The organism is Caminibacter pacificus, assembly GCF_003752135.1.
GTDB lineage: Bacteria > Campylobacterota > Campylobacteria > Campylobacterales > Nautiliaceae > Caminibacter > Caminibacter pacificus.
This window is the reverse complement of sequence record NZ_RJVK01000001.1, coordinates 585,639-605,438: the sequence shown is the minus strand read 5'-3', so window position 1 is coordinate 605,438 and position 19,800 is coordinate 585,639. Positions and strand designations below refer to the sequence as shown.

Here is a 19,800-nt window from a genome sequence, read left to right as displayed (position 1 = left end):
TTAAAAAAGGGGAGCGTATGAAAGTATTAATTACCGGTATAAGCAGAGGTATCGGTTACGGGCTTGCTAAATATTACCTTGAAGAAGGAGCTGAGGTTTACGCTCTTGGAAGAAGTAATCCTTTCGGCGATGCCGTTAGGTTTTATAAACTCGATATGGGTGCGTTTGAAAAAATACCTCACGCTATTGAAGCTCTTGAAATAGATTCTTTGGATTTGGCGATACTGAATGCCGGAATTTTGGGTGAAATTAAGCTTATGAAAGAGTGGAGTGTAAAAGAGCTCCAAAATATCTTCGATATAAACGTTTGGGCGAATAAAGTTTTGATAGATGAGATTTCACCTTTTACGGAAAAAATCGTAGTTATGAGTAGCGGCGCGGCAGTAAACGGAAATCCGGGATGGGGTGGTTATAGCCTTAGTAAGTGTGCAGTTAATATGATGGTGAGTATCTATTCAAAAGAGATAGACTCCAAAATCTACGCTTTGGCTCCGGGAGTTATCGATACCGATATGGTAGCGAAAGTGATAAGCGGTGACCATTCTAAATTCCCAAGCCTTGATAGGGTTGAAGCTGGAAGAGTCGGCCTTGAAGAGGGTGTCAAAAGAATCGTAAACACTATTGAAAAACTTGACGAGTTCGAAAACGGAAGTTTTGTGGATGTGAGACTCGTTTAACTTCTTTTTTTCCTTTTCAAGTCATTTTTTGATGTTATAATTTCATTTATTTCGTGTAGGAGAGCGGATGAAACATATTGAGCTTTTGAATCTTCTTTGTCGTCACAGAAAAATCTTAGACAGTGCGTATAAAAACAAAAAACTACTCTCAGTCCCCCAGGAACTCATTGAAATAGGTCTTTTTAATAAAGTCGGCGGGTTTTATTATCTCAATGAAATATATTTTACTTTTGTGGATACTCTGCTTGCAAGGGCGGATTTTAGCTATATCGCGGAGGATTTTGATAAAGAGCTTAAAAAACTGATAGAGCTGAAAGAAGAGTACAAACTAAACAAAAGCAACTATTTAAGAGATTTGATTTTCAAACTTTTAAACAGAATCTATCAGGGAATGAAAAACCGCGACAAAAGGCTTTTGGGACTTATCGAAAAGCTTGAAAACGATGAGGTGAGTGAGCTTGAATTTTTGATAAAAGAGGCAAGAAGCATACTAAAAGACGTCGAAGAGATTATGGTTAAAAACGAAATGATAGTGAATGTTTTTGAAGGGTTTATGGAATTTGGTGATTTTAAAGAGTTTGTAAAAGATATTTTGCTTGATATCATACATTTGAATCAAAACGTTGATAGTTATTTAAAGAGACTAAGAGAATTCATAACTCAAACTGAAAAGAAAAGACGCTTTAATCAAAAACTCTTTAAAATCGCTCATTTAATAATAAATGAAGATAATAGAATCGACAACTTTTTAATTACAAAACGTTTCGTAATAAAACAAAAATTCGAATACGTTCCTGATAGCGCGTATGTAAATTATGAAAAAATAAGAGAAATAATAGGAAAATTCACAAAAGAGAGAAAAATCAAACATTCTCACGTAAAAAGAGACCTCGAAGAAGTGATAAATTTAATCGACCTAAAAGGTCTTATTAAAAGTATCGAGGGCAGTGAAGATATATTTAAAAGCATTATCGCATATGTCGGAAAAATCGATAAAGAACTGTTAAATGAAAGCGTTAGGGTGTTTGTCTATATCCTCAACCACTTCGACAAAAAACTCACATATACAAAAGAATACAATGAATTTAACGTAAGGGTAGTAAAATGGAAAGCGTAATTTTTGAAATATTAAGTAAGGGCGTAATAATCTCCACCAATTCTTCGAAATTTCAAAAAGAAGCCTCATGGCTTATGGAGGATGAGAATTTCGAATCACTAAACAGGACTCTTAATAAAATCGGGCTTTATTTGGTGGGTGAAAACGGATATTTTTACCTTAGCAAAGATTTGAAAGCCGATGAAGAAGAGAAGTTTTTTAATTCCCACAAACAGCTTATTTTGGCACTTGCTCAGTTAAAAAAAGTTTTCGTTCATCTTGATAAGGGACACAAAATCAAAAAAAGCGAATTTATAAAAAGATTCGAGGCAAAAAAAGATGAAAAAATCATAAAAGCGCTTTTTGATACGAATGATATTATCGAAATTACCGATAAGCTTTTTAATCTGCTTGAGAGATTCTACGTCATAGAAAACAGAGGTAAAAAAGACGAATATGTAGTGCTTAACTCTATAAATTATTATCTTGATATTGTAGATGCGATAAGTGAAGGAGAAGTTGATGAATAAGATATATTTTTTTAACGCCGCAAATTTCGGATTTGCCGAGATAGATTTACGCAAAAAAAACGTCTTTTTCGTAGGAGATAACGGAAGCGGGAAAACTACGGCTATTAGAGCTATTCATTACTATTACAATTCCGATGTAAAAGCGCTTGGAATAGACCCGAACAAAGAGAGTTTTAAAGACTTTTATTTTAAATACGACAACTCGTTTTTAGTTTATGAATTTGAAGATTATTTTGTTTTGATGTATAAACGCTCGGGTGATATTAAAAGAATTTTTAGCAAGCAAAAATTTGATTTAAACAGAGTCCTAAAAGGCGATGAAATCGCACCTCTTAAAGAAGTGATAGAATATGCTAACGAAGCGCCTTTAAAATACCGCCCTCAAACAAACGAAGAATACAAAAAAATCATATACGGGCTTGATAGACAAAGGCTTGATTTTAAACTCACAACCATAAAAAACTACAACACTTTTATAAACCTTTACAATAAAATCTTTAACGTAAATAGAGCCGTATTCGATGCAAAAAGTATAAAAGAGACTATTTTTACTACCCTTGATAGGGTGGAAGCGGGTGAGATTAATTACGAAGAGTTTGCAAACGAGCTTATGGATTACAGGCAATATTTTATTTTTTATAGAAAATTCAAACAAGAAAGCGCAAATATCGAAAAACTATATATCTATAAAAACGCTCTTATCGAATTAAAAAAAGATATTGAAGAAGTGCTTGCAAAAATAGCTTATAAAAAAGAAATCGAAGAAAAACTCGTAGATGAGCTTATAAATGAATTAAAAGAGCTTGAAACTAAAAAAAGAAAAGTCTTAAAGCAATTCGGATATTTTGATAAGAAAATCAAAAATATAGAAGAAAATATTCAAAACACTATTTTTGAGCTTAGCTCTAAACTAAAAGAGATTGAAAAACTAAAAGAGATTTTCAACCTAAAAGCAATCCAAGAAGCGGAAAAAAAGGTGTCTCAAAAAGAAGAAATCGAAAAAAAACTCATAACTCTCCAAACATCTCTTAACGAACTGATTAAAGGAATAAAAAACCAGGTCGAAGAGATTGAAGAAGAGATAGAAAGACTAAAAAGAGAAAAAAGAATTCTAAAAGACAAACTAAAAGAAGAAGAAATCAGGGAAAAAAGAAACTTGGAAGAAGAGTTTTTCGAAAAATTCGAAAAAGTAAAAGAGGAATTCATTCAAAAAGAAAAAGAACTTTTAAGCAAAATTGAAAAAATAGAAAAAGAGATAACCGAAAAAGAAGATGAAAAAAGAGCTTACCAAAGAGAACTAAACGAAGTAAATTTCAAATATTCAAAAAAAGAAGACGAACTAAAAGCCGAAATTCAAGAAGAAATAAACAAACTCAAAAACAAAAAAAGAGAAATTCAAATAAAAAAAGACGAACTGCTTGATGAAGTCGTAAGGCTTAAAAGAGAGCTGAAAAAATTAAAAGGTGATTATCAGGAAAAAGTAGAAAACATAAAAAAAGAGTACACAAGAAAAATATCTCTTTTGGAAGAAAAAATCATTTTTTACAAAAACATCCTAAAAACAAAACCTAATTCTTTTAAAGAATTCTTAAATCAAAACGTGGAAAACTGGGAAGAAGAACTATATCCAGTGATTGACGAAAAACTTTTGAGTATGGATATTGATGAATTAAAACCGAAAGTTGTTAGTGATAGGGTATTTGGAATAGAGCTTGACAAGAGCCGTTTAAAATCCATTCCTACCATGAAAGAAGCGGAAGAAGAGATAGAAAAACTAAATATCAATATCGATTCGCTAAATAAAGAGCTTCAAAATACTTTAAGTCTTTTGGAGAAAGAATTTAAAGCAAAAGAGATAGAAATTACCTCGAAAATCGAAATAAACGAAGAAAAAGCAAAAGAGATAGATGCCGAATTTAAGCTAATTGATGAAGAGATTAAAAACCTAAATGAAAAACTAAAAGCTAAACTAAACGAACTAAACAACCTAAAAAACGAAGAAATAAAACTCATAAAAATAAACATCAACAAAAAAAACGATGAAATAAAAGCCCTAAACGAAGAGATTAATAAAATCAGAAGAGACATAAAAGCATTAAAAAGAGAACTTCAAAACAAAAAAGAGGAACTCGAAAAAGAAAAAATTCAAAAATTCAAAGAAATAAAAGAAAAATTAATAGAAGAATTTAAACAAAAAGAAGCATTAATAGATGAAAAAATCAACGAATTAAATATCAAGAAAAACAAAATATCAAAAGACGAAAGGGTTGAAGAACTAAACAGAGAAATTCAAAACATAAGAAATAAACTAAAAGAGATAGAAAAAGCCGAAATGTTTTTGAAAGAGTGGGAAGAGAAAAAAGAGTTTATAAACTCCGAAAATTCTCTAAAACAAAAACTCGAAAAATACCAAAACTATAAAGTAAGAATTAACGAATTTTTCTTAAAAATGGAAAAAATCCTAAATAATAAACTCGCTAAAATCGAAGAGAAAATAAAAAATAAAGATAACGAACTAAACATCGTAAAAGAAGGGCTAAAAAAAGTATCGGGAATTAAACTGCCTGAAAATAAAATAAAAACAAACGAATATTTGAGTACTCTGATTGACGAATACAAACTAAAAGACTCAGAATTCAAAGAGAAAAAAATCGCCCTAAAAGATATAGCAAGCGATATAAAAAGTGCACTTGAGAGATTCGTTGTAGAGGGGCTTGAAGTAAACTTCAACCTTGAGGCTCTTGGAAACCTGGTAGCCGAAGAGCTTGAAAAAGTGGATGAGCTTTATATCTTCAAAGATAAAAAATTCGACGTACTTAATAAAACAAGGCTTAAAGGTCTAAAAAACCTAATCTCAGGTATCCTTGATAAAAAACTCGATAACTTTGAAGGCGCAAAAGAAGACTTCCTAAAACAGGTAAAAAGAATCAATAACAACTTAAGCAAAGTGGATTTCGGGATTATTAAAGGTATAAGAATAGAAATTGAAGAGACAAAAAGAAATATTTTAAAAATCTTTGATGAAATCAAAGAAAATATCGCTGATTTGGTGACTCTGCTTGAGAGTGAAGAGTCACTATTTTTCGACAGGGCTGAGAGCGATAGAAAACTCAGAAAAATCGAAGAGCTTTTCAATATCATCAAACAAGAAGTTAAGAGTGAAAGCTTTACATTGATAGACGTCGTGGATATAAACGTAAAATTTATAGAAAACGAAAAAGAAAACACCCTCAAACTCATCAAAAACGAAAGCTCAACCGGTGGGTCGATATTACTAAAAATCGCAATTGCCGTGAGTTTGCTTGAGCTATTTATAAAAGAAAAAGCCTCACTTTTCCTAATCTTAGATGAGGTAAGCGTCCTTTCAACCAAAAACCAAAAACTTCTAAAAGAATACGTAAACGAAAGAGGCCTTGGGGTTATATACGTTACACCGGACCTTCCGCTTGTAGACGTAGACGAAATCGACATCTACAAATTCAGAAACATCGGCGGTGAGTTTGAAGTCGTAAGACTTATCGGAGAAGAAGGGGTTAGGGTAAATTGAGAATTGAGAATTGAGAATGGAGAATGGAAAATGAAAAGAGAAGATATTGCATTTGGGATATGGAGGGATAGGAAAATTGAAATAAACACATTAAGAAAAAAAAGATTTTGGATTAAAATTAAAGATATTAATAAGTGTGTCGAATTCAAATAAAAGGTATTAACAATGATATTGGATATTAATGGCTTTAAAAGGTTTTGTAAAAATATAAATTTTATCAAGTCAATGGATACATATATATCCTATTTAAAAAGAGGATTTGAAATAATAAATAAATTAAATTTAAATATCCATGAATTTGACAATGATGAATTTAAAGAAAAATTTCAAGAATATGTAGAAAAGAATAAATTGCATCCTGATCTATATAATGATTTTAAATCAGCATACAGAAAATATTTAGAATATCAGAATAATTTTTATGGAGATTCAATAAATGAAGAAGAAATAAAAAAAAGATATGAAAGTTTATATAAAGAAATTCAAAAATACGGACCTCTTGTGGTGAAAACATTGGAAGGAAATCCTTTTGCTATTGATATAAATTCTTCATCATTAGTCACAATAGGTGATGGAGGAAACGGTCAAGAACGTATGAGTATTTCATTAAATAAAATTTTAAGAATTATGTTCGAAAAGGAAGATTATACTTATCCTTCTTATGAACCCGTGATAATTCAATTATTATTAAATAAATATCATGATACAAAAGAATTTAGCATGAAGGAAAGTAAATTAATGAATCATGAAAATAACAATAAACCGAAAACTTCCCTCAACCAAATTTTATATGGACCTCCAGGTACAGGGAAGACATATAGTGTAATTGAGAGTGCTGTTGAGATAATTGAGGAAGTTATGCCAAGTTCAAGAGAAGAAGCAAAAGAAAAATTTAAAAAGTATCAAAAAGAGGGGCAAATAGAATTTGTGACATTTCATCAAAGCTATAGTTATGAAGAATTTGTGGAAGGTTTAAAAGCAAAAACAGATGAAGAGGGTAATGTTTATTATGAGATTGACGATGGGATTTTTAAAGAGTTGAGCAATAAAGCAAAAAAAAACTTGTATACATATAAAAATAGAAAAAGAAAAAAATCTTTTGAAGAAGTTTTTAAAGAAAAAATAATTGATAAATTGGAAGCTGAGGAAAAAATAAAAATTCCATTAAAAAGAAAAAATATTTATGTTTATGAAGTAACAGACAGAAGTATAAAATTTGAAAAAGAAAATGGAGACATAAGTCATACTCTTTCCATTAAAACTTTAAAAGATATTTATAATTCTGAAGATGTTAAATCCAGAATAGTTGGAGGTTTAGAACCTTATTATCAGGGAGTTTTAAACTATTTAAAAAGTGATTCAGAAGTTGATTCAGATGAAGTGTTAAAAAACTACATCCTCATAATCGACGAAATAAACCGCGGGAATATTTCTAAAATTTTTGGTGAACTTATTACATTGATTGAAAAGGATAAGAGGCTTGGGAATAAGGAAGAGATGAGAGTAAAACTTCCTTATAGCAAGGAAGATTTTGGGGTACCTAAAAATCTCTATATTATCGGGACAATGAATACTGCTGATAGAAGTATCGCTTTAATGGATACGGCTTTGAGAAGAAGATTTGAATTTGTTGAAATGATGCCAGAATATGATGAGTTACCAAATATTGAAGATATTGATATTTCAGAAATGCTAAAAGCTATGAATGAAAGAATTGAGTTTTTATACGACAGAGACCATACAATCGGGCACGCTTATTTTATAAATATTGAAACTTTTGAAGAGTTAAAAGAAGTTTTCAAAAATAAAATCATTCCTTTGCTTCAAGAGTATTTTTATGATGACTGGGAAAAGATTAATTTGGTTTTAAATAATAACGGATTTATAAAAGAAAAAGAGTTTAAATATTTAGGTAAGTTAGCCGATGATGAAAAAATAGTTTATGAAATAGATAAAAATGCTTTCGAAGAGATAGAAAATTATAAAAAAATATACAATGAAGAAAATCAATAATAAACATTTTCAAATTATAGAGTATGAAGAGATAAATAAAAAAAATATTAATAAAAAATATTTCAAAGAGCTTGAAGAAATAGCACAAACTACTGAGTTTTTATCGTATTCTAAAAAAGGGGTTTTGAAATCTCAAAACTATGTAGGAATTATCCAGACAAAAAGCGGATTTGTGCTTGAGATATTTCCTAAAATTTCTGTTGGTAATGATACTTACAAAGAAAGTAAAATAATCTTAATTGAGATGATAAAAACTCTTAAAAATCATCCTTTTAAAAAACTTTCAACCGCAAATCTAAAGACTGAGAAAATGTCTCTTTTAGAGATTTTTGTCTCTTTTTTTCTAAATGAACTTGATAAATTGGTTAAAAAAGGAATAAAAAGAGACTACATTTCCATTCAGGAAAATCAAAAATTTTTAAAAGGCAAACTTTTAATTAACGAACATATTAAAAACAATTTAGTACATAAAGAGAGATTTTTTGTGGAGTATGACGAATATATCGAAGATATCTTGGAAAATAGAGTTATAAAAACAACTCTTATAAAATTAAATAAACTCTCAAAAAATTTAGAAAATCAACGTAGAATTAGGGAATTCATGTTTGTTTTTGATGATGTGGGTGAAATTAGAAGTTTGTCAGAATTAAAAAAAATTCATATCGACAGAAGTAAAAAATATTATGAAAACGTGATTGAGATATGTAAGGTGTTTTTGGATAACAAATCTTTTACTCCTTATAAAGGTGAAAGTATTTCATTTGCAATTCTTTTTGATATGAATAAGCTGTTTGAAAGTTTTGTCGGGTATTGGTTTAAAAAATATTGTGATAAAGTAAAACTTCAGCATAAAAAATATTATCTTTTTGATGTGGATAAAAAATATCGCCTCACTCCTGATATTGTTATTGAAAATAAGATTTTTGATACAAAATGGAAGATAATTGAATCTTTAGATGATATTTTAGGAAATGACTTTTATCAAATGTTTGCATATTCGCAAAAATATTCTTCAAAAGAAGTGACTTTGATTTTTCCGAGGGTTTATAATATTGAAGAACAAGAGTTTGGGTTTGATGAAGAATATAAATTGAAAGTAAGGTTTATTGATTTGAAAAATTGCGAAAAAGAGGTTAAGAGGATAATAAATGACTAAAAAAAGATTTTACCGCATAATAAAAGAAGTAAAAAACGGAATTGTAGAAAATAGCAAAGACAGAAAAGATTTGGTAAAACTTATTGATGAATTTAGCAAAAAAGAGGATGTTTTTAGGTATTTTGTAAGGTTTAGGGGTAAAGAGGTTATTATTAATGATGAAAAAATTTTTGGGAGGTTTATTGAAAGTATTCTTGGATGTAAGTTTGAAGATTTTGGAGAGGTTGAAAGCAAAAAAGAACTCGCAGAAATTTTTAAGGATACGAAAGCCAAAAATCTTCACACAAGCGATATTACGATAATACATAGAAAAAGAAATGCACTTCCTCAAATTTTTTATGATGAATTTGAGCCTAAAATTAGCGGCAGGGTTGTTGTGGTTGAGAATTATGAGAGTTTTTTGAGGATTGATTTTGAGTTGTTTAAAGAAGTGGATTTTATATATCTTGGGGGATATAGCAATAAAAAAACGGCTGAGTTTTTAAGAGATAAAGATATATTGTTTTTTGGGGATTTTGATTTTTACGGGATGATGATATTTGATTCGATTAAGTGTAAAAGCAAAGAATTTTTTGTGCCTGAAAACTTAGAAGAGCTTTTTATAAAATATCCAAATCAAAAACTTTACCTCAAACAAAAGTTTATTGAAGATAAAGTAAAAAAAGTGGATGCTGTATATGAATTAATCAAAAACCATTCAGCCGTAGTAGAGCAGGAGGTACTTAATAAATGAAAATAAAAGATTTTATAAAAGAAAGAGATGGAATTTACATCTTAGAAAAAGTACTAAATAAAGACAAGACCTGGATATACTTAAACGATAATATTGAAGTACCAAAAGAGGCAATTGAGATACTTGAGAAGGTAAAAAAAGGGTACCCGATTGAGTATATTTTTGAAGAAGTGTGGTTTTATGGAGATAAGTTTTATATAAAAGAAGGTGTGCTGATTCCAAGAGACGATACGGAAGTGGTGGTAGAAAGAGCTATAAAATTAATAAATGGAAAATGTAAAATGGAAAATGGATGCAGGGTGGTGGATTGCTGTACGGGAAGCGGAGTGATAGCGATAGAAGTTGCAAAACATACGAATTCAAAAGTTTTGGCTACGGATATAAGCGACACAGCTATAGAAGTTGCGAGAAAAAATATTATGTTAAGTGGAGTGCAAGAAAAAGTAAAAGTAGTGAAAGCCGACTTGTTGGATGTGAGAGGTTTGAGAGATTCGGATTTAATATCTGTAAAAAGTAGGGCAAGTCAAGAGAAAATAGAACAAAATGATATTTTGCAATACAATGATATTGAAGAAAATATCAAAAATTTCGGTTTTGAGATTGAAAAAGGTTTGATAAAGGGTGATATTTTACTCTCCAATCCTCCGTATGTGGAAAACAGCTGGAAAAAGCCGAATGTTTATGAGCCCGATATTGCTTTTTTCGGAGGAGATGACGGGCTTGATATAGTAAGGAAACTGATAAATTATGCTATTGCTTTGAAATATAAAGCCTTGGTTTTGGAGATAGGTTATAATCAAAAGAAAAGTTTAAGTGAGTATTTGGAAGGAAAAGTTAAAAGTTTTGAATTTTTTGAGGATTTGGCGGGAAATATTAGAGGCGTTGAGATAATAGTGTAAAGTGAAAGTGTAAATTTGCACTGTTGCTTTACATAATTACCTTTTTTGTGTAAAATATTTGTGTAAATAAACAAAAAGGGTTACATTGGATTATCAACAAAAAATTGAAGAATTGCTTAAATTTTTTAAGTATTCTACTAAGCTTGCCCAAGCTTTGGGTGTAAGTCGTATGAGTCTTATTAATTGGCGCGACGGAGGTAATATAAGTGAAGAGAATAGATTTAAAATTGACGTGTTGTATAACAAGTATATTTTTATTCCGGCTTTAAAAAAAGAAGAAGTTGAAAAATATGTCAAAAAGATTATTTCCCTTGATGATAGCAGATATTTAAGAAACATTGATTTGATTGAAGAGGTTAGCAAAATTCAAGCATTCGGTTCGTATGAAATTGAGGTTTCTGATTCGAATGAAGAGGAGTTTGAAAAAATTATAGAGGGTAGGTATATTCAAAAAGATATAGAAAAAAGAAAACTTCTTGAAATGAATAACCTTGCTTTTTTAACTAAACAAATTATCGAACAAACTATAGAAGGTAAAATTGAAAAAATAACCACCGATTTAATTAAAAAATGGCATTTCGGGTTGTTTTTGGGTATAAGAGAGGATGCCGGAGAGTATTCAAAACATATAAGAAAAATCAAAAATTCGGATTTAACCTTAACTCATCCTGAAGATATAGAAGAAGAGATGGAGTATTGGGTAAAACTATACGGAAACGTATCTAATATTTATGATATTGCAAAAGCTCATGAGCATTTTGAATTAATTCATCCTTTTGGGGATGGAAACGGAAGAGTAGGCAGACTTATTATGGCTCATCAGTTTGTCAAATTAAATTTATTGCCGCCTCTTATTAATGCACAAAACAAATCTTTTTATTATATGACTCTTGAAAAAGCGCAAAAAGAAGGTGATATTTTGCCGCTTGCATATTTTTTGGCGAATGCTATAGAAGAAATGAGAAAAAGAGTCTATTGAGTTTTTATCGTATAGATAAAAGGAATTGACAGAAGTGTCAAAATCGCTGCAATTTCGAATGTTTTGAATAATCCCAAATGCTGTCCCAAAATCCCCGCAAAAAGAACGATTAAAGAGCTGATACCGAAATTAATAAACATATAAAGGCTGTTGATGAAATTCGGGGTATCGGTTTTTAGGTCGTGTGTGAAAGCAAGAAGTACGGGTGATTGAGAAAAAAGAAAAAATCCCAAAAACGGAAGTACGAATATAGAATTCATAACTAAAAAGAGCGCCAAAAATAAACTCGCACCAATAGCCTGAAAAAGCAGTGCTTTTTTTCTGCCTATTTTATCCGATATCCTACCTCCAAAAAACGCCCCCAAAATTCCTCCCGCTTGCATAATACCAAAAGCAATAGCCCCAAACTCCGCGCTTTTCCCGTGCTGGGTCAGATATACCGGTAAAAAGAGGCTAAGGGAAAATTTTGAAGTGTAGTTTAACATCATAAAAGAGCCAAGCTTTATAAAAAACGGGCTGACTTTTCTTAGTGTATCTTTGATTTGTGTTGTTTCGAATTTTTTTGCTTGGTATTTTGGCGTGTAGTCTTTTAGTTTGATATAAAGAAAAATAGAAGCGATTATCCCTAAGACCGAAAGTCTCAAAATCCCTTCAAGTCCCCACATGGATATAACCGCCGCGGCAAGCAGAGGTCCTATCGTCCTCGCGCTTTCACCCGCCGCCATAAAATAGCTCATTCCTTTGCCGCTCTCATCGCCTGAGAATTCTTTTATCATAGCGGGGCTTGGGATATGAAAAAAAGTAGCGCTGATACCTGCAATAAAAAGCAGCAACAGTGCTAAAAAGTATGAATTTACAACTCCCAAAAGTCCCATGGATATAGCAGTTACGGCAGGAGCGAGGATTACGAAATATTTTGCGTTGGTGCGCTCTGCCACTATTCCCAAAACGGGGTTAAAAAGGGCTGGTAGTTTTCTTGCTATGTCAAAAAGACTTGCCTGTGTTAGCGTAATTCCCATTTTGTCTATCAAAAGAGGAAGAATAGGAGCAAGAAGAGCTGAGAAGATATCATGCGTAAAATGAGCAAAAGATATCAGTAATACTTTTGATTTTTGAAATTTCATTTTTATCCTTGTATATGAAGATATTTTGAGATTCCCTCAAGCAACATCTGAACGGCAAGGGCGATAAGAATCATACCCATGAGTTTTTCCATTGCGCTAAAAAATTTATAAGGGATGTATTTTGAAAGCTGAATGAAAAATATTATTATCGCAGCACTTGCCACCCATGCTGCAAATGCCGCCGAGATTACTATTTTTAAATCATAATTAGTCGAAAACAAAAGAAGCGTCGCAAGTAATGAAGGTCCCGCTATCATCGGAATTGCGATAGGCACTATAAAAGGCTCGTTTTGTGCTCCGAACATCGGCTCGGAGCTTGGAAATATCATTTTTATAGCGATTAAAAATAGAATTATTCCTCCGGCAATCGATATGGATTCTTCTCTTAGACCCAATAGATGCATTAAACTTTTGCCGAAAAATATAAAAATAAAAATTACAAAGAGAGAAATTGCAAGTTCTTTTGTGATAATTTCGATTCGTTTTTTCTTATCGTAATCTTTGAGTAAAGAAATAATCACCGGCAGATTGCCAAACGGGTCCATAATGAGAAAAAGTGTCACGAAAACGGAGAAAAAATCCATTATTTAAGCTTTTCGTTCATTTTTATATATTCAGGTTTTGTCTCAATACATTGCATAGCCGGGCTTGTTTTTGGGTCGTCTCTAAATACGACAACACAATGCATTCTCGGGTATCCTTGCGTATCGAATTCATAAACCCTCGGGTTAATACCGCTCGTTTCGATTGTGTAGCTTAGGGTGTTTACCGTTTTTTTGAAAACTCCTACAATACTGTTCCAATTGAAAGCAAATGAAAAACTTGCCAAAATTACGGCAAAAATTAACTTTTTCATATCGATCCTTTTTGATATAATTATATCAATTAAATCAGGGTGAAATAAAGGTAAAAATGGATATTAATAAGCTTCTTAATTCAAAAAAACTTCTAACTGAAATCTATTTCGAGCTTCAAAAATATTACGACAGCCTCTATCCGAATGCGGTAGTTTTGATGGAGGTGGGGACTTTTTTCGAGACGTACGAAGCGGACGGAATCGGAAAAGCCAGAGAAATAGCAAACGTACTTAATATTCAGCTTACCAAAAAAAATAAATCAATCCCGGAAATTAATGTAAAAAATCCTCTAATGGCCGGGTTTCCGAATCACGCTCTTGATAGGTATCTCGAAAAATTAATAGACGAAAACAAATACACTATCGTTCTTATAAAGCAAAAAGGAACGCCTCCTAACGTCAAAAGATATCTTAGCGAGATAATATCTCCAGGAGTCAATATCGAATATTCAAAATCCGCGGAAAATTACGTAACAAGCATTATCATCGAAAAATATAACGCATATCACGTAGGATTTGCAAATATAGACCTAAACACCGGGAAAAGCTACATCTACGAAAACTACTCCACAAAAGACGACCCGACTTTTGCTTTGGACGAACTTTTTAGGCTTCTTCAAACATACAAAAGCAACGAAATTATTCTTACTTTAAAAAATGTGGACTGCGATGAAATTGTGAATTATTTGGAACTTGAAGGCAAAAATATTATCATCAATAAAGCGCGTATGAAAATCGATTATCAAAACGAGCTTTTCAAACAGGTTTATAATATTCAAAGTCTTTTAAGCCCTATTGAAGTGATGAATCTTGAAAAATATCCTTTAATTACCGAATCTCTTGCTATTTTGCTTGAATTTGTAATAGCTCACAATAAAGAGCTTCTCAATAAATTAAAACTCCCTGAAATGATAGAAGACGATAAATTCGTATATCTCGGTAATAATCCTATAAAACAGCTTGAAATAAATAAAGTCTTAAAACTTATAGACAAAACAAAAACTCCTATGGGAAGACGTCTTATAAAAGAGAGACTTTATAACCCTATCCATGACAAAGACGAATTAGAAAGACGCTACAAAAGTGTCGAATATATGCTAAAAAGATATAAAGAGTTTGAAGAGTTTATAAGAGATATTTACGATATCGAAAAACTCAACAGAAAAATAAAAATTAAAAAACTTCATCCTTTTGAGATAAATTTCTTGCTGACCTCTTTAAAATCGAGCGAAAAAATCTACACGAAACTTCGCAGAAAAACGACAAAAATAGATAATTTCATAGAGTATTTGCAAAATACATTCGATACCGACAAATTGGGAGTTAAATTCGAAGATATAAAAGAGTCGTTTTTTAAAAAAGGTGTGGATAGAGAGCTTGACGAGCTTGTAAAAGAGAGGGATTATTATCTAAAAGAATTATTAAAAATCAAAGAAAAAATCGAATCTTTAGGGGATGTAAAAGTAGAGTGCGGAGTATTGGATAAAGAAGGGCACTATTTTTCGCTTACAAAAAACAGATTCAATCTCATAAAACAGAGATTTTTAGATACTTTTATGGAGATTGACAATAAAAAGATATTTTTTAGCGATTTTAATATCAAACAACTGACAAACAGCGTAAAAATCACCGGCGGAATAATAGACGAACTTAGCGAAAAAATTTTAGCGCTCGAAGCGAAAATCGTAACGGCTACATCAAAACTTTTCTTAAAAACTCTCGAAGAAATCGAGAAAAAGTTCGACTTTTTAGATGAGCTTGCAAGAGAAATAGCAAAAATAGACGTAGCTATAAGCTCCGCAAAAGTCGCAAAAACATACAATTACTTTAAACCTACTCTTAATGAAAAAAGAGTATTCAAGAACTTAAGACATCCTTTAATAGAAGTCAATCAAGAAAACGGCGTTTACGTTCCCAATGACGTCGATTTTAGCGAATATGACGGAATGCTGCTTTACGGGATAAACAGCTCGGGAAAAAGCTCGCTTATGAAGAGTGTAGGTATTGCCGTATTTTTGGCTCAAAGCGGTTTTTTCGTACCGGGTGAAATAGAACTTAATCCTTACAGAGGAATTTTTACACGTATTGAAGCCAAAGATAATCTCTCAAAAGGGCTTTCGACTTTTGCTGTTGAGATGCTTGAACTCAAAAACATCTTCAACCGCGCAAACAAAGACTCTTTGGTTTTAGGAGACGAAATAGCCCACGGTACCGAAACTCTTTCGGCTTTAAGCATTGTCGCAAGTGCCGTTATAAAGCTTGCGAAGAAAAAAATCAATTTCGTTTTTGCTACGCATTTGCATCAGTTAATGGACTTGGAAGAGATAAAAAGTTTGCCTAATGTAGTTGCGAAACATCTTGAAGTGTGGTTTGACGGCGAAAAGCTTATTTATGATAGAAAACTCAAAGACGGAAGCGGCAGCAGCGTTTACGGGCTTGAGTTTGCAAAATCGATATATATGGACGAAGAATTTTTAAAAACGGCGGAAAATATAAGAAAAAAATTAAGTGAAGAATACAGTGCGCTTGAACTTCTTATCAAGAAAAAGCGCTCTCGCTACAACAAAAACCTTTATGTTACAACCTGTGCGATTTGCGGCAAGGTGGTGGAAGACGTACATCATATCGTAGAAAAAGAAAAAGCAAAAGAGGGCTTTGTGGGACATATGAATATCAACCACAAATACAATCTTATTCCTCTTTGTAAAAAACATCACAAAATGGTACACGAAGGAAAAATCAGAATCACCGGATTTGTTACAACCAGCAAAGGAATCGAGCTTCACTGGGAGGAGGTTGATTAAATTTCGGCTGTTATCATCGAAATAACTACCAAAACTCCTCCTATTATCTGCTTTATATTCAAGCTCTCACCGAAAAACGCTCCCAAAAACGCGGCGCTTACCGGCTCTAAAGCAAAAATAATCGCCGTTTTTGTCGGTGTGGTGAACTGCTGTGCGAACGTTTGAACGAAAAAAGCGAAAACGGTTGCGAAAACAACCGTAATAATTATCGCAAATACGACCGTAAAAGAGATTTTGACATTTTGTAAATCTTCAAAAGGTATTAAAAACAGACTGAAAATCGCTACGAACAAAAACTGAAAAGTTACAAGTGAAAAAATATTGTATTTTTTAGAAAAAATATCTGTAAAATTGATATGTAAAGCGTAAAAAAAGGCGCAAAGAATTACCAAAAAAACGTATATGGAAAAGGCAAATTTCGCTTGAGTTAAAAAGTATATTCCCAAAAACGCCAAAATTGCCGCAATTATGACTTTTTTGGGAATCTCTTTTTTAAAGAAAAAATAAGCGCTTACGGGAGTAAATATTACGAATAGTCCCGTTAAAAAAGCGACTATGTTTGAAGGTAGATAATAAAGCGAAACGGTTTGTAGCGCATAAGCCGAAAAATTTAAAAATCCTAAAATCAGAGAAGCTTTCAAGATTTTTTTGTCTATTTCTATTTTTTTATGAAAAAATACGTACATTAGCAAAAAAGCCAAAAAGAATCTTACGAATAAAAATGAAAAAGCGGGGAGGTCTTCTATCGCTTTTTTTACTAAAATAAAAGTACTCCCCCAGCTTAGAGCCACTAAAACAAGCAGAAAATCGGCGTACTTTCTTAGCACTAAAAGCCGCCTTTTACTTTCATTCTTTTTTCAAGTTTATGTCCTATAAAGCTTAAAATGCTTGTCAGCATCAAATATAAAGCCGCAACGGTCAGCCAAGTTTCAAACGGCGAGAAAGTATTGGCTACGATTTCGCGTCCGACTTTTGTCAGGTCCGTAATAGATATGATAGACACAAGCGAGCTGTCTTTGATTAAAGATATAAGCTCTCCGACAAGTGCCGGAAGCGCTTTTCTAAGAGCCTGCGGCAAGATAATATAATACATTCTTTGCCAGGCGTTGAATCCTAAGGATTTTGCCGCTTCGTGTTGGCCTTTATCCACCGCTTGAATCGCACCTCTTAAAATCTCGGCGATATACGCTCCGTAAAAGATAGACAAACTCATAACACCCGCCCAGAATCTCGGTAGGTTAAAAATCGTCGCCACAATAAAATAAAAAATAAAAAGCTGTACCAAAAGCGGAGTCCCTCTTATTACCGTTACATAAACGCTTCCGATATAATCAAGCGCCGGAATACCGCTAAGTCTCATAATCGCTATAATAAGCCCTATAATAAAAGCAATTACCATAGAAATAATCGAAATTTTAATAGTTACCCAAAGTCCCATTAAAAATGGTCCCGGTTTTAGTACGCTTTTGTAAGCTATTTCGTCATCTTCATAAAGATAATCCCCGTTTTTAAACTCTAACTTATAGCCTTTTATGTTAAATGTATATGTTTTTTTGTTTTCGCAAATTACGATGGCTTTGTCGCCTTTTATTTCAAGCTTTCCGTCACAAGGCGAAGTTATCGGTTCTTTTTGATGATAAACGAAATATTTGGGAATCATATCCCATTTCCAAGTGTAGTTTATCTTGCTTGCGGCTTGATACAAGAAATATCCAAGCCCGATATAAAACAGAAGGGCTAAAATAAGCCCCGTTTTTTTATTTTTGAAAATCGACTCTCTCATTGTACTCTTTTTAGCCAATCAGTGTTTCTAAACCATTTGTTGTAGAATTTTTCGTAAGTTCCGTCGTGTTTGATTTGTCTTAGGAAGTTGTTTAGCCAATTTAGAAAATCAGGGTCTCCGTGATTGATAGCAAATCCTAAAGGTTCGTAAGTTAAGTCTTGTTTTAAGAAGATAAGTCTTCCTTTACCTTTTCCTGCCATAAATAGTTCGTTGTAAGGTTTGTCGTAGATAAATGCATCGGCTCTGTTGTTTAATACTTCTTGAACCGCCGCACTTTCGCTGTCAAAAGTTTTGATAGTAGCGTGTTTGAAAAGTTTTCTTGCTGCGATTTCACCTGTAGTTCCGAGTTTCGTAGTGATTACGATTCCCGGTTTATCAAGGTCTTTGTAGCTTTTAACGTTTGAATGTTTTTTATTTACGAGTAGTGTTTGTCCTACTAAAAAGTAAGGGTCGCTAAAGGCTACTTTTAAATTTCTTTTTTGCGTAATCGTCATACCGGAAATGATAATATCACATTTATTCGTCATAAGTGCCGAAATAATTCCGTCCCACGCAGTAGGTACGAGTTTTAGTTTTACACCCATATCTTTTGCCATTTTTTTTGCGATATCCACGTCAAAACCGATAATTCTTCCGTGTTTGTCTCTCATCTCAAACGGCACGTATCCGGGTTCTAAACAGACTCTTAATTGATTGTTTTTAAGAATTGAATTTAGTGTAGATTTTTGCCAAAGTTGAAAATCGGCCGCAAATAGTGAAGCGACAATAAATAAAAACGCGATTAATTTTTTCATAATTTCCTCCTTTAATGATGTAAAATTTCGCTAAAAAATTTTTTTGCTCTGTCGGTTTTCGGGTTTTTGAAAAATTCTTCCGGGGTGTTTTCTTCTACAATCTCACCCGCATCCATAAATACGATTCTATCCGCAACTTCCCTTGCAAATCCCATTTCGTGAGTTACGCAAACGATTGTGTAATTTTCACGTGCAAGTTCTTTCATTACATCCAAAACTTCTCCTATCATTTCCGGGTCGAGTGCGCTTGTGGGTTCGTCAAAAAGAATGATTTTAGGTTTCATCGCAAGCGTTCTTGCTATTGCCACTCTTTGTTTTTGTCCTCCGCTTAGCTCGCTTGGATATTTGTTTGCTTGATGAGGTATTTTTACTCTCTCAAGCAGTTCCATAGCAAGTTTTTCGGCTTCTTCTTTTGGCATTTTTTTGACTTTGATAGGAGCTAACGTGATGTTTTCTAAAATTGACAGATGAGGGAAAAGATTGAAGTGCTGAAACACCATTCCGACTTCTTGGCGAAGTTTGTTTATGTTTGTTTTTTTGTCGTATAGGTCTTTGCCGTCAACGATAATTTTTCCTTCACTTATATCTTCGAGTCTGTTGATACATCTGATAAGTGTGGATTTACCGCTGCCGCTCGGACCGCAAACTACGACGACTTCACCTTTTTTAACGTCGAAATTGACATTTTTGAGTGCATGAAAATCGCCGTAATGTTTGTTGATGTTTTTCATCTGAATGATAGGTTCCATTACTCTCCCTAACGTTGATAGTTCAACAATATTATAACGAAAATATTACAAAAGTGAAGA

17 protein-coding genes are annotated in these 19,800 nt (G+C 32.5%); 10 read left to right on the top strand and 7 right to left on the bottom strand.

What is annotated here, in order from left to right; all coding sequences use genetic code 11:
• Positions 1-17 precede the first annotated feature (17 nt).
• The 9 genes from EDC58_RS03160 to EDC58_RS03115 all read left to right on the top strand — a co-directional run bounded on the left by EDC58_RS03160 (position 18) and on the right by EDC58_RS03115 (position 11,630).
• The gene (locus EDC58_RS03160) at positions 18-677 is read left to right on the top strand and encodes an SDR family NAD(P)-dependent oxidoreductase (RefSeq protein WP_123352050.1); all 660 of its coding nucleotides are present in this window, start codon (positions 18-20) and stop codon (positions 675-677) included.
• Between the two features lie 67 nt (positions 678-744).
• Entirely contained in the window at positions 745-1,794 is a 1,050-nt protein-coding gene (locus EDC58_RS03155; protein ID WP_123352049.1) for a hypothetical protein, read from the top strand.
• On the top strand, positions 1,782-2,303 hold the full coding sequence (locus EDC58_RS03150; RefSeq protein WP_123352048.1) for a condensin complex protein MksE: 522 nt from the start codon (positions 1,782-1,784) through the stop codon (positions 2,301-2,303). Before EDC58_RS03155 ends, EDC58_RS03150 begins: the two co-directional genes overlap by 13 nt.
• Positions 2,296-5,850 carry an ATP-binding protein gene (locus tag EDC58_RS03145; RefSeq protein ID WP_123352047.1) on the top strand — a complete coding sequence of 1,185 codons (3,555 nt, stop codon included), beginning with the start codon at positions 2,296-2,298 and terminating at the stop codon, positions 5,848-5,850. Before EDC58_RS03150 ends, EDC58_RS03145 begins: the two co-directional genes overlap by 8 nt.
• A 165-nt stretch (positions 5,851-6,015) precedes the next feature.
• Positions 6,016-7,863, top strand: a complete 1,848-nt coding sequence (locus EDC58_RS10340; protein WP_123352046.1) for an McrB family protein — start codon at positions 6,016-6,018, stop codon at positions 7,861-7,863.
• Entirely contained in the window at positions 7,847-9,019 is a 1,173-nt protein-coding gene (locus tag EDC58_RS03130; protein ID WP_123352044.1) for an McrC family protein, read from the top strand. The genes EDC58_RS10340 and EDC58_RS03130 overlap by 17 nt, the downstream gene beginning before the upstream one ends.
• The gene (locus EDC58_RS03125; RefSeq protein ID WP_123352043.1) at positions 9,012-9,752 is read left to right on the top strand and encodes a Wadjet anti-phage system protein JetD domain-containing protein; all 741 of its coding nucleotides are present in this window, start codon (positions 9,012-9,014) and stop codon (positions 9,750-9,752) included. The genes EDC58_RS03130 and EDC58_RS03125 overlap by 8 nt, the downstream gene beginning before the upstream one ends.
• A complete protein-coding gene (locus tag EDC58_RS03120) occupies positions 9,749-10,651 on the top strand; it encodes a N5-glutamine methyltransferase family protein (protein WP_123352042.1) in 903 nt (300 codons plus the stop codon). The genes EDC58_RS03125 and EDC58_RS03120 overlap by 4 nt, the downstream gene beginning before the upstream one ends.
• A gap of 85 nt (positions 10,652-10,736) precedes the next feature.
• The gene (locus EDC58_RS03115; RefSeq protein WP_123352041.1) at positions 10,737-11,630 is read left to right on the top strand and encodes a Fic family protein; all 894 of its coding nucleotides are present in this window, start codon (positions 10,737-10,739) and stop codon (positions 11,628-11,630) included.
• On the opposite strand, the gene EDC58_RS03110 is transcribed toward EDC58_RS03115, so the two are convergent.
• From EDC58_RS03110 to EDC58_RS03100, 3 genes are read right to left on the bottom strand one after another with little or no spacing between them, the layout of a single operon-like run.
• Positions 11,624-12,754 carry an MFS transporter gene (locus EDC58_RS03110; RefSeq protein WP_123352040.1) on the bottom strand — a complete coding sequence of 377 codons (1,131 nt, stop codon included), beginning with the start codon at positions 12,752-12,754 and terminating at the stop codon, positions 11,624-11,626. The genes EDC58_RS03115 and EDC58_RS03110 overlap by 7 nt on opposite strands.
• Positions 12,755-12,756: 2 nt before the next feature.
• Positions 12,757-13,338: a MarC family protein gene (locus EDC58_RS03105; protein ID WP_123352039.1), complete on the bottom strand. Its 582-nt coding sequence runs from the start codon at positions 13,336-13,338 to the stop codon at positions 12,757-12,759.
• Complete coding sequence (locus EDC58_RS03100) at positions 13,338-13,610, bottom strand: hypothetical protein (protein ID WP_123352038.1); 273 nt, start codon at positions 13,608-13,610, stop codon at positions 13,338-13,340. The genes EDC58_RS03105 and EDC58_RS03100 overlap by 1 nt, the downstream gene beginning before the upstream one ends.
• A gap of 56 nt (positions 13,611-13,666) precedes the next feature.
• Here EDC58_RS03100 and EDC58_RS03095 point away from each other — a divergent pair, with 56 nt between their 5' ends.
• The gene (locus tag EDC58_RS03095) at positions 13,667-16,414 is read left to right on the top strand and encodes a MutS-related protein (RefSeq protein WP_123352037.1); all 2,748 of its coding nucleotides are present in this window, start codon (positions 13,667-13,669) and stop codon (positions 16,412-16,414) included.
• On the opposite strand, the gene EDC58_RS03090 is transcribed toward EDC58_RS03095, so the two are convergent.
• Genes EDC58_RS03090 through EDC58_RS03075 form a run of 4 tightly spaced genes read right to left on the bottom strand, consistent with a single transcriptional unit; the run spans position 16,411 to position 19,740 of the window.
• Positions 16,411-17,241, bottom strand: a complete 831-nt coding sequence (locus EDC58_RS03090; RefSeq protein ID WP_123352036.1) for a DMT family transporter — start codon at positions 17,239-17,241, stop codon at positions 16,411-16,413. The two genes, EDC58_RS03095 and EDC58_RS03090, sit on opposite strands and share 4 nt — an antisense overlap.
• On the bottom strand, positions 17,241-18,197 hold the full coding sequence (locus tag EDC58_RS03085) for an amino acid ABC transporter permease (RefSeq protein ID WP_123352035.1): 957 nt from the start codon (positions 18,195-18,197) through the stop codon (positions 17,241-17,243). The genes EDC58_RS03090 and EDC58_RS03085 overlap by 1 nt, the downstream gene beginning before the upstream one ends.
• On the bottom strand, positions 18,194-18,991 hold the full coding sequence (locus tag EDC58_RS03080) for a transporter substrate-binding domain-containing protein (RefSeq protein WP_123352034.1): 798 nt from the start codon (positions 18,989-18,991) through the stop codon (positions 18,194-18,196). The genes EDC58_RS03085 and EDC58_RS03080 overlap by 4 nt, the downstream gene beginning before the upstream one ends.
• 11 nt (positions 18,992-19,002) lie before the next feature.
• Positions 19,003-19,740, bottom strand: coding sequence for an amino acid ABC transporter ATP-binding protein (locus EDC58_RS03075; protein ID WP_123352033.1), 738 nt, complete (start codon positions 19,738-19,740; stop codon positions 19,003-19,005).
• Positions 19,741-19,800: the final 60 nt, after the last annotated feature.

Bases quoted from the DNA above. Each gene is read 5' to 3' on its own strand.
- EDC58_RS03160 (WP_123352050.1), top strand. From the start codon at position 18: ATGAAAGTATTAATTACCGGTATAAGCAGAGGTATCGGTTACGGGCTT.
- EDC58_RS03155 (WP_123352049.1), top strand. From the start codon at position 745: ATGAAACATATTGAGCTTTTGAATCTTCTTTGTCGTCACAGAAAAATC.
- EDC58_RS03150 (WP_123352048.1), top strand. From the start codon at position 1,782: ATGGAAAGCGTAATTTTTGAAATATTAAGTAAGGGCGTAATAATCTCC.
- EDC58_RS03145 (WP_123352047.1), top strand. From the start codon at position 2,296: ATGAATAAGATATATTTTTTTAACGCCGCAAATTTCGGATTTGCCGAG.
- EDC58_RS10340 (WP_123352046.1), top strand. From the start codon at position 6,016: ATGATATTGGATATTAATGGCTTTAAAAGGTTTTGTAAAAATATAAAT.
- EDC58_RS03130 (WP_123352044.1), top strand. From the start codon at position 7,847: ATGAAGAAAATCAATAATAAACATTTTCAAATTATAGAGTATGAAGAG.
- EDC58_RS03125 (WP_123352043.1), top strand. From the start codon at position 9,012: ATGACTAAAAAAAGATTTTACCGCATAATAAAAGAAGTAAAAAACGGA.
- EDC58_RS03120 (WP_123352042.1), top strand. From the start codon at position 9,749: ATGAAAATAAAAGATTTTATAAAAGAAAGAGATGGAATTTACATCTTA.
- EDC58_RS03110 (WP_123352040.1), bottom strand. From the start codon at position 12,754: ATGAAATTTCAAAAATCAAAAGTATTACTGATATCTTTTGCTCATTTT.
- EDC58_RS03105 (WP_123352039.1), bottom strand. From the start codon at position 13,338: ATGGATTTTTTCTCCGTTTTCGTGACACTTTTTCTCATTATGGACCCG.
- EDC58_RS03100 (WP_123352038.1), bottom strand. From the start codon at position 13,610: ATGAAAAAGTTAATTTTTGCCGTAATTTTGGCAAGTTTTTCATTTGCT.
- EDC58_RS03095 (WP_123352037.1), top strand. From the start codon at position 13,667: ATGGATATTAATAAGCTTCTTAATTCAAAAAAACTTCTAACTGAAATC.
- EDC58_RS03085 (WP_123352035.1), bottom strand. From the start codon at position 18,197: ATGAGAGAGTCGATTTTCAAAAATAAAAAAACGGGGCTTATTTTAGCC.
- EDC58_RS03080 (WP_123352034.1), bottom strand. From the start codon at position 18,991: ATGAAAAAATTAATCGCGTTTTTATTTATTGTCGCTTCACTATTTGCG.
- EDC58_RS03075 (WP_123352033.1), bottom strand. From the start codon at position 19,740: ATGGAACCTATCATTCAGATGAAAAACATCAACAAACATTACGGCGAT.